This is a genomic window from Variovorax boronicumulans (assembly GCF_009811375.1).
In the GTDB taxonomy this organism is placed as follows: domain Bacteria; phylum Pseudomonadota; class Gammaproteobacteria; order Burkholderiales; family Burkholderiaceae_C; genus Variovorax; species Variovorax boronicumulans.
In genome coordinates this window covers 1,529,579-1,541,731 of the sequence record NZ_BKDH01000001.1, presented here as the reverse complement: position 1 = coordinate 1,541,731, position 12,153 = coordinate 1,529,579, and the positions used below count along the sequence as shown (strand labels likewise).

Sequence of the window (12,153 nt, the reverse complement as noted above, 5' to 3'; positions counted from 1 at the left end):
ACGCACTGCTTTTTTCACAGCCGCGTCACACAGCGCGGCTAGCCCAACAGCACGATGCCGGCGGGCAGCGACGTGAGCTTCGCGCCGTAGCTCACGGCGATCAGCGTCTCGACATGCGGCAGCTCATCCAGCCGCAGCCGCGCCTGCACCTTGCGGCGGCCGAGTTCGGCGCGCGTGACGATGAGGCGGCCCGGCCGGTAGCGGTTGATCTCGTCGACCACGGCCGCCAGCGGCGTGTCGTCGAACACCAGCACGCGCTCGCGCCAGGCGGCCACCGCCGCGAGGTCGGGCGCGCGCGCCACCTCGGCCTCGCGCCGGCCGCCGTAGCGGATCTGCTGCGCCTCGCCCGCCACCAGCACGCGCTCACCGTCGCGCAGCTCGACCGAGCCCGCGAAGCAGGTCACGCACACCTCGCCGCCGGTGGCGCGCACGTTGAAGCGGCTGGCCGCCGCGGCCACGAGGCGCGCGCCGCCCACCGTCATGGTGAAGGGCGCGCGGCGCGCCGCGTCGAGCTGCACCTGCGCCTCGCCGCCGAGCATGTCGAGCACGGGCGCCTCGCCCTCGGCGCCGCGCGCGAGGTTGAGGCTGGTCTGCGTGTTCATCTCGACCACCGCCGCCGCATCGGCGAGCACCACGCGGCGCTGCTCGCCGGTGCCGGTGCGGTAGTCGGCCGTCATGTCGGACAGCGCGGGCCACAGGCCGGCCGGCGGGCGCACCACCACGAAGGCGGCGGCACCGGCCGCGAGCGCGGCGCCGAGGAACTGGCGGCGGCCGAACATCGGCGGGCGCGACACGGCGATGGCCGCGCGCGGCGGTGTGTCCATCGCGGGCATGCGCCGTGCCACCGCTTCGGCAGCGGGCCGGGTCAGGTCCCACAGGCGCGTCGCCTCGGCCATGGCCTGCGCATGCTGCGGGCTGCGGGCGCACCAGCGGCGGAAATCCTGCGCGTCGCCGGTGGTGGCGCGGCCGGAGGTCAGGCGCACGAGCCAGTCGTGCGCCTGCGTTTCCAGCGCGGCGCGTTCGCGGTCGATTGGAGGGGGTGCGGCCATCATGTCTTCTCAGACTGTTTTCCGGCGCCGGGACCGAACCGCTGGATCACATCGCGCCCCAAACGGCCGGCGCAATGCACCAGCGCGGCCTTCACTTCGCGCTCGACGATGCGCACCGACACGCCGTAGCGCCGCGCCAGGTCGGCATGCGGCGTCTCGTCCACGCGCGAGGCGATGAAGATGTCGCGGCGGCGGCGCGGCAGCTCCTCGAGCGCGCGCTCCAGCGCCTGCACCTCGCTGCGCGCCTCCGAGACACGGGCCGGGTCGTGGCTGTCGTCCGAGAAATGCAGCAGCTCCTCGACCTCGACGAAGTCGAGCAGCCGCCCGTGGGAGATGCGCCGGTCTTCCGCCACGTTCGACGCGATGCGCAGCAGGTAGGCCATGGGGCTTTGCACCGGGCCGGGGTCGCTCATGCGCTGCACGCGCAGCCAGGTCTCGTGCAGCACGTCGTCGGCCTGCTCTTCCGAGCCCAGGCGGCGGCGCAGGCGGTTGCGGAAGTCGACGTAGCGGCTGGTCAGCAGGCTGCGCAGGAAGCCGGGGGTGTCCTGTTCCACGGCGTGCTCAGGGAGAAACCGCTGCGTCGCAGACGTCGGGGCGGTCGCCGGTGCGCGGCAGCAGCAGCACGGTCAGCGGCTGGTCGGCCTCGCCTTCGGGCGGACGGTCGAGCACCAGCGTGTTCATCGCGGCTTCGAGCGCGGCGTCGCGCTGCGCCAGGCCGGTGGAACTGAGCAGCCGCGTGCGCCGCACATGGCCGCCGGGCCCGACCCACAGCTGCACGAGCGCGCGGTAGGTGCCGGGGCGCGCATGCGGCCAGCGGCACAGCGTGCGCTCCAGCGCCTGCTGCACCACGCGCGCGTCGCGCGGGGACATGGCGGGAACGGGGGGCGCCGGCGCAACCACGGGCGGCGGTGCCTCGGCCTCGACCAGCGTGAAGGTGCGCGCGTCGGTGTGGCGTGCGGCCAGCCGCGTGCCGGCCAGCAGGCGCTGCAGCGCCTCGCGCGGGGTGAACAGGCCGTGCAACGCGGCGGATTCGAGGCCGGCGGTGAGCTGCCCGTCGAAGAACACGGACTGCCCCGTCGCCTGCGCGTAGACCTGCACGGCCGTGGCCAGCGGCTGGGCCGGCAGGTCGAAGGCGATGCGCCCCGCCGCATCGGGCGAAGGCGCAGGTTCGCCAGCATGCGACACGGCCGCGAGGGACAGAATTCCGAGGATCAGGGTCAAGACACACACCCACCGTGACCGAGCAACGCGAGACATGCCGGGTCCTGTGACGAAGGAGGAATCGCAGGCGCCGGGCCGGTGCCGCGTACTGCTTTGGTGCTCGGAATGCTAGTGACGCTTTGTGACAGCTTGAATGCATTGCAGGCGCCGCCCACAGTCCGAAGCGCCCCTGTCGCTGGCGACAATGCCCCCATGACGTTCGACCTCTTCGACGCCCCGCCGCGCGCCGCGCGCGAGCCGATCGGCCCGGCCGCCTTCGTGCTGCCGGGCTTTGCGCTGCCGCGCGCCGACGCGCTGCTCGACGCCATCGACGACGTGGCGGCGCGCGCGCCGTTTCGCCACCTGGTCACGCCGGGCGGCTTCACCATGTCGGTCGCGCTCACCAACTGCGGCGCGCTCGGCTGGACCAGCGACCGGCGCGGCTACCGCTACAGCGCGGTCGACCCCGACAGCGGCGCGCCCTGGCCCGCGATGCCCGATGCCTTTGCGCTGCTCGCGCGCGACGCGGCGGCGCTGGCGGGCTTCGAGGGCTTTGCGCCCGACGCCTGCCTGGTCAACCGCTACCAGCCGGGCAGCCGGCTCTCGCTGCACCAGGACCGCGACGAGCGCGACCATGGCGCGCCGATCGTGTCGGTGTCGCTGGGCATGCCGGCGGTGTTCCAGTTCGGCGGGCTCGCGCGCGCCGACAAGACCACCCGCATTCCGCTGGTGCACGGCGACGTGGTGGTGTGGGGCGGCGTGGACCGGCTGCGCTTTCATGGCGTGCTGCCGCTCAAGGACGCGCCGCATCCGCTGCAGGCCCGGCTCGGCGCGCAGCGCATCAACCTCACCTTCCGCAAGGCCGGTTGATGCGCGCATGACGAGTTCGACCACCTCCTCCACCGAATCCCCTGGCCGCGCCATCCGCGCGCTCTACGCCGCGCTGTGGCACTTCGCGGCCGGCGCGCGTGCGCAGCTGCTGGCCGCCACCGCGCTGCTCGCCAGCTCGCAGCTGATCCGCCTCACGCTGCCCTACCTCGCGGGCCAGGCCATCAACGCGCTGCAACGCGGCGACCTGCCCGCGGCGGGCCGCTGGATCGCCACGCTCGCGGGGGTGTACGTCGGCGCGTGGGCGCTGCACGGGCCGGGCCGCATCCTCGAGCGCAACGTGGGCCTGAAGGTGCGCGAGACGCTGGCCGACCAGCTCTATGCGCGCATCGCCGCCGCGCCGCTCGCCTGGCACGACAGCCACCACTCGGGCGAGCTGCAGCACCGCGTGCACCAGGCCAGCCGCGCGCTCGCCGACTTCGCGCAGAACCAGTTCATCTGGCTCACCAACGCCGTGAACTTCGTCGGGCCGCTGGTGGCGCTGGCGCTGCTGTCGCGCACCAGCGGCGTGACGGCGCTCGCGGGCTATGTGCTGATCGGCGTGGTGATCGTGCGCATCGACCGCGCGCTCATGAAGCTCGCGCGCGCCGAGAACGACGCCGACCGGCGCTACGTGGCCGCGCTGCTCGACTTCCTGGGCAACGCCTCCACGGTGATCGGCCTGCGGCTGCAGGGCGCGTCGCGCCTGTTGCTGCGCCGTCGCATGGCGGCCGTGTCGCTGCCGCTGAAGCGCACCGTGGTGCTCAACGAGGGCAAGTGGTTCGCGGTCGACCTGATGGGGCTGGCGCTGACCTGGGGCCTGGTGGTGATCTACGTGTGGCAGGCGCGCGCGCCGGGCCAGGCCGTGATGCTGGGCGCGGTGTTCATGATCTACCAGTACGCGCAGCAGGCGGCGGGCGTGGTCACCTCGGTGGCGGCCAACTTCAGTTTCTTTGCGCGCATGCACACCGACTACAGCAGCGCCGAACCGATCTGGCACGCGCCGACGAGCCCCACGCTCGAGGCCCCGCCCGAAGCCGTGCCGGCGCACGAACGCATCGACGCGCAGGCGCCGTGGACGCAGCTGCAGGTCGCGCAGCTGCAATGGCGCTACGCCCCGCGCGGCGTCGTCGCCGTCACCGTCGCCGATGATCCGGCCGCGCCCGCGCGCAGCGGCCTGCACGACGTGGCGCTCACGCTGCGCCGGGGCCAGCGCGTGGCGCTCGTGGGCCCCAGCGGCGGCGGCAAGAGCACGCTGCTGCGCGTGCTGGCCGGCCTGTATGCGCCGCACGGCGGCACGCTCTCGCTCGACGGCGAGCGAACCGACTGGGCCCGGCTGCGCCAGCTCGCCACGCTGATCCCGCAGGAGACCGAGCTGTTCGAGGCCAGCGTGCGCGAGAACCTGGCCTTCGGTCGCCCCTGCGACGACGAGCGGCTGCGCGCCGCACTGCACACCAGCACCTTCGACGAGGTGCTGCAGGCCACGCACGGCGACCTGGACAGCGCGATCTCGGAACGCGGTTTCAACCTGTCAGGCGGCCAGCGCCAGCGGCTGTGCCTGGCGCGCGGCGTGCTCGCGGCCGAAGGCAGTTCGCTGCTGCTGCTCGACGAGCCGACCAGCGCGCTCGACGCCGCCACCGAGGCGCGCGTGCTGGGGCGCATTGCAGCGGCGTTTCCGCAGGCCTGTGTGATCGCCTCGGTGCACCGGCTGAGCCTGCTCGAGCGCTTCGACACGGTGATCCTCATGGAGGCCGGCCATGTGCGCGACCACGGCCCGCGCGACGACGTGCTGGCGCGCCAGCCCATGCTTCGGGAGACCGTGTCCGGTCACAAGCAGTAGGACCCCTCCTGCGCCCAAACGCGGCGTTCACACCCGCCGCGCTGGCATGCCTTCTGCAACAGTATCGGCATCCATTTGTTCACGCTTGGCCTGCGCAGTCCCTTTTTTGCGCCCCGGCTGCGTTCCAGTCACATGGTTCTTCATTCCGCGAGCGTTTCCCGCCCCATGCGTTCCTCCCGCGCCACCCTTCCGCTCGCCCTGCTCGGTGCCCTGCTGGGCCTGTCCGCCTGCACCACCGGCACCACCGCCGAACAGCGCCAGGCCGCCGCCAGCAAGCCGCCGCCCACCGACTGCACGGCCTGGGTCGGTGCCGACCGCAACGCGCGGGTGGGCGGCTACCTGCTGCCGCAGGCCGGCACCGCGGTGAACGCCGGCGGCCCGCGCGTGTGCGTGCCCGTGCTCATGAGCGCCTACCCCGTGCCCACCAACTATGCGGGCGGCGACTACCACGTGGGCGCGTTCACCGACGACCAGCTCAAGGCGCGCTGGCGCACCTGCAAGGCCGAGCCGGACTGCTTCGAGCGCGTGAACGCACAGATGCAGCGCTGGCTGCCGCCCAACAAGGCCCGCGCCACGCGCGTGACGGGTGCGGTCGATCCGGCCGGGCGCATCGATGCCGACAGCCCGAACGTCGACCTGAAACAGATCCGCCGCCCCGCCTTCTTCGCGAAAGCGCCCTACCGCGAAGGCATTGCCGAGGCCGACGCGCGCACCCACATCGTCGAGTTCACCGTGCCGCGCGACACCTTCGAGCGGCTCGACCTGAAGCTCGCCGACCCGATCAAGCTGCGCGGCTGGTACCTCGAAGGCGCGGGCGTGGACGACGGGCGCGGCCGCAAGGTGCGCGCCCTCGCCGTCATGGCGGCGGGCGGCGGCGGGCAGCTCACGGCCCTCCAGCACCCGGACGAAGTGGCCTACCGCATCGAGGGCGCCAGCGGCAAGGCCGTGCCGGTGTCCTTCCCCAACGGCACCACCGAGGCCATGGGCCAGCGCTGGTGGCGCGAGAACCTGCACGCGCTGAACCAGGCCGGCTTCGACGTGCTGGCCTACGACCGGCGCGGCGAGGGCCTGTCGGGCGGCGTGAGCGACACCAACACGCTGGAGCAAGGCGAGGACGTGTTCCGCGTGCTCGCGCAGCTCGAGCACGGCCAGGGCCTGCGGGTGCTCACGCCGGCGGGCCAGCTGCTCGAAGGCAACGCCGCGCGCGGCCGGCTGCTGGCGGGCCAGAAGGCCAGCGAGATTCCGCTGGTGCTGGGCGGCTACTCGCGCGGGTCGATGTCGACCGCCTGGGCCATGACGCGCAACTACGTGGCCGCCTGCAGCTTCGACATGCCCGTGCCCAACTGCACGCCGGCGCGCGGCTGGCGCAACATCCGCGGCGCCATCCTGCTGTCGTCGTTCGCCAGCGGCGCGGGCTACCTGCCCGACGCGCCCGACCTGGCCGACCGCAACCTGTTCCTGGGCGGCATGGCGGCGGACCACCACATCCTGTTCTATCCGAACTCCGCCACGCTCGCAGGCATGGACCGCTGGCCCGCCGCCTTCTTCGGCAAGGGCCTGTGGGACCGCGCCGAATCGCTCGAAGGCACCGTGGCCGCCTACAACCGCATCCGCGGCGTGAAGGAGATCGTGCTGTCGCGCGGCCCGCACGCCATCGAGACCTGGCCCGAGTCCGAGCGCCGCTACCTGCGCGAGCGCATGGTGGCCTACGCGAAGGTGGCGATCGTCGGCGGGCGCACGGTGCCGGGCGCGCGGCCGTGGAAGGACTTCAAGTCGCTGGTCGCCACCACGCCCGATGTGTGGGAGCCGTCGTCGCGCCCGGGCACCGGACCCGGACGACAGCCCTGACATCAACGGTCGGCCGCCACAATGGCGGCATGGACCTGCTCAAGACCCTCGGCCTCTTCATCGCGACCGCGCTCGCGGAAATCGTCGGCTGCTACCTGCCCTACCTGTGGCTCAAGCAGGGCCAGTCGGCCTGGCTGCTGCTGCCCGCCGCGCTGAGCCTGGCGCTCTTCGCCTGGCTGCTCTCGCTGCACCCGACGGCTGCCGGCCGCGTGTATGCGGCCTACGGCGGGGTCTACATCGGCGTGGCGATCCTGTGGCTGTGGGCCGTGGACAAGGTGACGCCTTCGGCCAGCGACTGGGTCGGCGTGGCCGTGTGCTTCGTCGGCATGGGCATCATCATGTTCGGGCCGCGCAGCGCGGCTTGAGGCGCGTGGCCACGATGAACCTGCGCGACTGGGCGCGCCGCATCAAGCGCGACGCCGTCACCCTCTGGTTCGCCTGCCGCGACCCGGCCACGCCATGGCTGCCGAAGGCGCTGTGCTGGTTCACCGTGGCCTATGCGCTGAGCCCCATCGACCTGATTCCCGACTTCATTCCCGTGCTCGGCTACCTCGACGACGTGCTGCTGCTGCCCGCGCTGATCTGGCTCGCGGTGCGCCTGCTGCCGCCCGAGGTCATCGTGCGCGGCCGCGCGCGGGCCGAGGAATGGATGGCGCGCACGGGCAGCAAGCCGACGAGCAAAACCGGCATGGCCCTGGTCATCGGCATCTGGGTGCTGGTGGCGGCCGGATTGGCCTGGTGGCTCTGGCCGCGCTGACGACAATCCGCTGGAAGTTCATCCTCTTTACAAGGAGCCGACGTGTTCTCTCATGTCTTCTTCAGCGTCTCCGATTTCGACCGCGCGCTGGCCTTCTACGACGCGGTGATGGACGGCCTCGGCCTGGAGCGCCGCTTCTGCGAGCCGGCCAAGCCCTGGGCGGGCTGGCACAGCGCGGGGCGCGCACGGCCCTTCTTCGTGATCTGCAAGCCCCACGACGGCCGGCCGCACGACGCGGGCAACGGCCAGATGGCGGCGTTCACCGCCGGCACGCGAGCGATGGTCGACGCGGTGCACCGCATCGCGCTCGCGCACGGCGGCAGCTGCGAAGGCCCGCCGGGGCTGCGCGCGCACTACCACCCCGACTACTACGGCGCGTACTTCCGCGACCCGGACGGCAACAAGCTGTGCGTCGTGTGCCACGACGCGGCGGGCTGAGCTTCTAGCTCGCGCGGCTGCGCGAACTCTTGCGCGGGCTCTCGGTGCGCGCCACGCGCGCGGCCTCGGCGGCGGCGTTCACCTGCTCGATCCACAGCAGCGCATCGACGTGCGCCATGAAGCGCTGCAGGTACTGCGGCGACAGGTCGCGCATCAGCGTGAGCGCGCGCTGCACGAGGTGGTGCGTGTTGAGCGGGCCGGCGTTCTTCGGCACCTTGGCGAGCGACTGCGTCACGCGCTGGTCGGCGGCGAGCCTGGACCATGTGCCGCGGAAATAGCTCAGCGTCTTGAGCTCGGGCGCCGTGGACAGGCTGGGCACGGTGTCACCGTCGGTCGCCTCCGCGTCGGGCGGGGGCGGCAGCGGCGCGAGCTGGGCGATGTGGTTCATCAGCTCGGCGAGTGCGGTGTGCAGCGGCGCATCGGCCGGTACTTCGGCCTCGGGTGCGCCCTTCTCCAGATCGGCACGGTAGGTCGCCATGAGGCTGGCCAGCCGCGCATCGAGCAGGCGCCGTGCCTCGCCCTCGTGGGCCGCCGCGCGCTGTGCCATCGCCTCGATGAAGCGGAAGCGCACCGGGTCGAAGCGGTCGTCGCCGCGCGCGCGCCAGGCGTCGAGCGCGGCCACCGCGTCGACCTGATCGTCCGGTGCGCTGTCGTTACTCACGGGGCTTCGCAGCGTCGGGTGCGTTCTTGGGCCGGGGCGTCGGCGCCATTTCCACGCGCCGGTTCTTCGCGCGGCCCTCGGCGTCGCTGTTCGAGGCCACGGCCTGCTCGGCGCCGAAGGCGGCGGCGAACACCGCCGACGAGGGCACGCCCTCTTCGATCAGCGCGCGCGTCACGGTGAGCGCGCGCTGGGCCGACAGCTCCCAGTTGTCGGCGAACAGGCGCGCGCCGTCGCGCATCTGCCGGTCGTCGGTGAAACCGCTCACCATCAGGATCTCGTCGCGCGCCTTCAGGTAGGCGCCCAGGGGGCCGGCCAGGCTTTTCAGCAGTTGCCGCCCGCCGGGTTGCAGGTCGGCGGAATTGAAGGCGAACAGCACGCTGCCGCTGATGCCGATGCGGCCGTTGTTGAGCGTCACGCGGCCCGCCGCGAGCGGACCGGCCAGCGCCTGTTCGAGCGCCTCTCGGCGCTGCGATTCGGCGCGGCGCTGCTGCACCTCGGTTTCGAGGCGGCTCGCCAGGTCCAGCTGCATGCCGAGCACGCACACCAGGATCAGCACGAACGCACCCAGCATGCCCGCCATCAGGTCGCCGAACACCGCCCACACGGGGACGGTCGGCTCCAGGCCGGCGTCGAGGTCGATCTCGTCGCGCACCATCTCAGGCCTCGCTGGTCACGGCGGTCTGGCGGCTGGCGAACTGCTGCAGGTCTTCGACGATCTGCTTCTGCGACATGATGCTCAGGTCGATCACCTCGCGCGCCTGCGCCACGTAGTAGGCCAGCTGCTCGTCGCTGCGCGCCAGCGACTTGCCCAGCGCGCCTTCGATGCGCTGCAGGTGCGCCACCAGCTTGTCGTTCGATTCGCCGAAGCGCTGCACGGCAAAGCCGAAGGCTTCGCCCAGGCTCGCCACCTCGACCGCGCCGCCGGTGATCTGCGCGGCGATGCCGGCCATCTTCTCGGTCTCGCTCTCGACCTTCTCGGTGAAGCGGCTGCCCACGCGCTCCATCATGTCGGCCGAGGCCGTGACGAGTGCGTCGATGGCGCTGCGCTGCTCGGTCGAGGCATGGTTCACCGCGCCCAGCAAGGTCTCGAGCGTGCCGAGAATGCGGCTGCGCTCTTCGAGCATGTCGTTGTCGCGCGCCATGCCGTCCGACAGTTTCTGGCGCAGCTCGGCGATCACATCGGCCGCGGCCTTCGGTGCCTCGGCGGCCACCTGCAGCAGCTGCGCGACTTCGGCCACGGTCTGCTTCGCATTGGCCTCGGCCTGCGCCGACATGTCGCGCACGGTCTGCGCCAGCGTCTCGCTCATCTGCTGCTGCTGGCTCAGGCTGTGCGCGCCGGCCTGCTGCCATTCCTTCTGCAGCGAGGCGGCCATGGTTTCGAGCGAGCCGCTCCAGGCCGCGAGGCGCTGCGCATCGCGCGTGGCGAGCTCGGTCTGCAGGTTGGCATGCGCCTCGCGCACGGTGTCGAGCAGCGACGCGGCGGCGCGGGGTGCGTCCGACGCGGCCTGCAGCAGCTGCGCGACTTCGGCGACGGTCTGCTTGGCATGCGCCTCGGCCTGCGCCGACACGTCGCGCGCGGCCTGCGCCAGCGTGTCGCTCAGCTGCTGTTGCTGGCTCAGCGTGTGCGCGCCGGCCTGTTGCCATTCCTTCTGCAGCGACGCGGCCATGGCTTCGAGCGACTGGCTCCAGGCCGACAGGCGCTGCGCATCGCGCGCCGCCAGTTCGGTCTGCAGGCTGGTGTGCGCCTCGCCCACGGTGCGCAGCAGCGCGACCGAATGCTGTTCGAAAGTGGCGGCAGCGGCGGCGAGCGCCTGGTGCGAATCACCGGACAGTTTTTCGCTGACGCGCTGGTGCTGCGCGAGCGCGCTGCCCCAGGTGTCGGACACGCTGCCCACGGTGCTTTCGAGGCGGGCCGACACGCCGTCGACCAACGCGGCCGAGCGCTGCTCGAAGGTTTCGGCAAAGCGTTCGAGCGTGCCGCGCAGGTCGGTCGACAGCGCGCCGCTCGCACGCTCGTGTTCGGCCAGCGCGGCCTTCCAGGTGTCGGCCACGCCGGCGGTCGAGGCCTCGAAGCGGCCCGTGAGGCCTTCGAGTTGCCGTTCGACGGCCTGCGCCATACCGCCCTGCAACGAAGCGGCTTCGCGCGCGATGCCGAGCATGGCCGCCTCGACCACGGGCTGGATGGTTGCGCCGGCGATGCGGGCGGTGTCGGTGAGGCTGTCCTTCAGCGAGCGATCGACCGAGGCGGCCAGGCCGCTGTAGGCGGCTTCGGCCTTCTGGTGGAAGCTGTCCTGGCTGGCGACGAGGCGCTCGTTATGTGCCTGGCCCTGGCGTTCCAGCGCGGCCATCATGGTCTGCAGCTGGCCGACCAACTCGGGCATCACCTTCGCCACCGGTTGGATGGTTTCGCCGGCGATGCGGGCGCTGTCGGCCAGGCTGTCCTTCAGCGAGCGATCGACCGAGGCGGCGAGCCCCGTGTAGGCGGCTTCGGCCTTCTGGTGGAAGCTGTCCTGGCTGGCCACGAGCCGGTCGTTCTGCGCCTGGGTCTGGCGCTCCATCGCGGCCATCATGGTCTGCAGCTGGCCGACCAGTTCGGGCATCACCTTCGCCACGGGTTGGATGGTTTCGCCGGCGATGCGGGCGCTGTCGGCCAGGCTGTCTTTGAGCGAGCGGTCGACCGAGGCGGCGAGCCCCGTGTAGGCGGCTTCGGTCTTCTGGTGGAACTGGTCCTGGCTGGCCACGAGGCGTTCGTTGATCGACTGGCTCTGGCGGTCCATCGCGGCCACCATGGCCTGCAGCTGGTCGACCAGCGCGGGCATCGCGTGGGCCTGTTGCTGCATCAGCTTGAACGACTCTTCGCGGCGGTGCGCCAGCGAATGGCCGCGCAGCGACGTGGCGATGAGCGTGTCGAGCGACTGCCCGGCCAGCAGGCGTTCGCGCCGGCACAGCGCCGAGGCCAGGCCCAGCATGGCCGATGCGGCCACGCCCGCCACCGAGGTGCCGAAGGCCAGGCCCAGGCCGCGCACGGGCGCCGACAGCGAGTTGCGGATGGCCTGCACGTCGGTCGCGCTTTCGAGCGCCAGCCCCGTGCCGTTGAGCGTGACCACCATGCCCAGGAAGGTGCCCAGCATGCCCAGCAGCACCAGCAGGCCCGCGAGGTACGGCGTGAGCGCCGGGCCCGGCAGGCCGACGCGCTCGCCTTCGATGCGCAGGCGCACCGCGTTTCGCAGCGAGGGATGCAGGCCGGCGAGCCAGTCGCCGAGGCTCGTCGGCGGCGCCGACAGGTCGTTCACCGCGTGCGACAGCGTGCCGGTGGCCTGGTGGAAGCGGTGCAGCTCCAGCGCGCCCATCAGGTAGAACGCGCCGATCAGCGCCGTGATCACCAGGGCCAGCGGGTTGTGGCCGACATAGCTGGCACCGACCCAGCACACGACGGCCAGGCCCACGAGGAAGACGGCGTAATGGAAAAATCTGTTCATGGAAGCTTGTTGTC

The 12,153-nt window shown here is 72.1% G+C and carries 12 protein-coding genes; 6 read left to right on the top strand and 6 right to left on the bottom strand.

Going from position 1 to position 12,153, the window contains the following annotated elements; translation table 11 throughout:
- Positions 1-38: 38 nt before the first annotated feature.
- Genes VHAB30_RS07005 through VHAB30_RS06995 form a run of 3 tightly spaced genes read right to left on the bottom strand, consistent with a single transcriptional unit; the run spans position 39 to position 2,270 of the window.
- Positions 39-1,049, bottom strand: a complete 1,011-nt coding sequence (locus tag VHAB30_RS07005; protein WP_159276304.1) for a FecR family protein — start codon at positions 1,047-1,049, stop codon at positions 39-41.
- Entirely contained in the window at positions 1,049-1,603 is a 555-nt protein-coding gene (locus VHAB30_RS07000) for an RNA polymerase sigma factor (protein WP_159276303.1), read from the bottom strand. Before VHAB30_RS07000 ends, VHAB30_RS07005 begins: the two co-directional genes overlap by 1 nt.
- Before the next feature lie 7 nt (positions 1,604-1,610).
- The gene (locus VHAB30_RS06995) at positions 1,611-2,270 is read right to left on the bottom strand and encodes an STN domain-containing protein (RefSeq protein ID WP_159276302.1); all 660 of its coding nucleotides are present in this window, start codon (positions 2,268-2,270) and stop codon (positions 1,611-1,613) included.
- 192 nt (positions 2,271-2,462) lie between these two features.
- Between VHAB30_RS06995 and alkB the strand changes: the two genes are divergently transcribed.
- From alkB to VHAB30_RS06965, 6 genes are all read left to right on the top strand, one after another.
- Entirely contained in the window at positions 2,463-3,119 is a 657-nt protein-coding gene (gene alkB / locus VHAB30_RS06990) for a DNA oxidative demethylase AlkB (protein ID WP_159276301.1), read from the top strand.
- A 7-nt stretch (positions 3,120-3,126) separates the two neighbouring features.
- Positions 3,127-4,956 (top strand): ABC transporter ATP-binding protein, encoded by a 1,830-nt coding sequence (locus VHAB30_RS06985; RefSeq protein WP_159276300.1) that lies wholly within the window; start codon positions 3,127-3,129, stop codon positions 4,954-4,956.
- A gap of 165 nt (positions 4,957-5,121) precedes the next feature.
- Positions 5,122-6,804: an alpha/beta fold hydrolase gene (locus VHAB30_RS06980; protein ID WP_159276299.1), complete on the top strand. Its 1,683-nt coding sequence runs from the start codon at positions 5,122-5,124 to the stop codon at positions 6,802-6,804.
- A 29-nt stretch (positions 6,805-6,833) separates the two neighbouring features.
- Positions 6,834-7,169: a YnfA family protein gene (locus VHAB30_RS06975; RefSeq protein ID WP_062474197.1), complete on the top strand. Its 336-nt coding sequence runs from the start codon at positions 6,834-6,836 to the stop codon at positions 7,167-7,169.
- A 14-nt stretch (positions 7,170-7,183) separates the two neighbouring features.
- Positions 7,184-7,561: a YkvA family protein gene (locus VHAB30_RS06970; RefSeq protein WP_159278294.1), complete on the top strand. Its 378-nt coding sequence runs from the start codon at positions 7,184-7,186 to the stop codon at positions 7,559-7,561.
- Positions 7,562-7,603: 42 nt separating this feature from the next.
- A complete protein-coding gene (locus VHAB30_RS06965) occupies positions 7,604-7,999 on the top strand; it encodes a VOC family protein (protein ID WP_159276298.1) in 396 nt (131 codons plus the stop codon).
- 4 nt (positions 8,000-8,003) lie between these two features.
- Here VHAB30_RS06965 and VHAB30_RS06960 read toward each other — a convergent pair whose 3' ends face one another.
- The 3 genes from VHAB30_RS06960 to VHAB30_RS06950 are packed head-to-tail and all read right to left on the bottom strand — an operon-like array spanning position 8,004 to position 12,139.
- On the bottom strand, positions 8,004-8,660 hold the full coding sequence (locus VHAB30_RS06960; protein WP_159276297.1) for a DUF2894 domain-containing protein: 657 nt from the start codon (positions 8,658-8,660) through the stop codon (positions 8,004-8,006).
- The gene (locus VHAB30_RS06955) at positions 8,653-9,315 is read right to left on the bottom strand and encodes an OmpA family protein (protein ID WP_159276296.1); all 663 of its coding nucleotides are present in this window, start codon (positions 9,313-9,315) and stop codon (positions 8,653-8,655) included. Before VHAB30_RS06955 ends, VHAB30_RS06960 begins: the two co-directional genes overlap by 8 nt.
- 1 nt (position 9,316) lies before the next feature.
- Entirely contained in the window at positions 9,317-12,139 is a 2,823-nt protein-coding gene (locus VHAB30_RS06950; protein WP_159276295.1) for a DUF802 domain-containing protein, read from the bottom strand.
- Between the last annotated feature and the right edge of the window lie 14 nt (positions 12,140-12,153).

Bases quoted from the DNA above. Each gene is read 5' to 3' on its own strand.
- VHAB30_RS07005 (WP_159276304.1), bottom strand. From the start codon at position 1,049: ATGGCCGCACCCCCTCCAATCGACCGCGAACGCGCCGCGCTGGAAACG.
- alkB (WP_159276301.1), top strand. From the start codon at position 2,463: ATGACGTTCGACCTCTTCGACGCCCCGCCGCGCGCCGCGCGCGAGCCG.
- VHAB30_RS06985 (WP_159276300.1), top strand. From the start codon at position 3,127: ATGACGAGTTCGACCACCTCCTCCACCGAATCCCCTGGCCGCGCCATC.
- VHAB30_RS06980 (WP_159276299.1), top strand. From the start codon at position 5,122: ATGCGTTCCTCCCGCGCCACCCTTCCGCTCGCCCTGCTCGGTGCCCTG.
- VHAB30_RS06975 (WP_062474197.1), top strand. From the start codon at position 6,834: ATGGACCTGCTCAAGACCCTCGGCCTCTTCATCGCGACCGCGCTCGCG.
- VHAB30_RS06970 (WP_159278294.1), top strand. From the start codon at position 7,184: ATGAACCTGCGCGACTGGGCGCGCCGCATCAAGCGCGACGCCGTCACC.
- VHAB30_RS06955 (WP_159276296.1), bottom strand. From the start codon at position 9,315: ATGGTGCGCGACGAGATCGACCTCGACGCCGGCCTGGAGCCGACCGTC.
- VHAB30_RS06950 (WP_159276295.1), bottom strand. From the start codon at position 12,139: ATGAACAGATTTTTCCATTACGCCGTCTTCCTCGTGGGCCTGGCCGTC.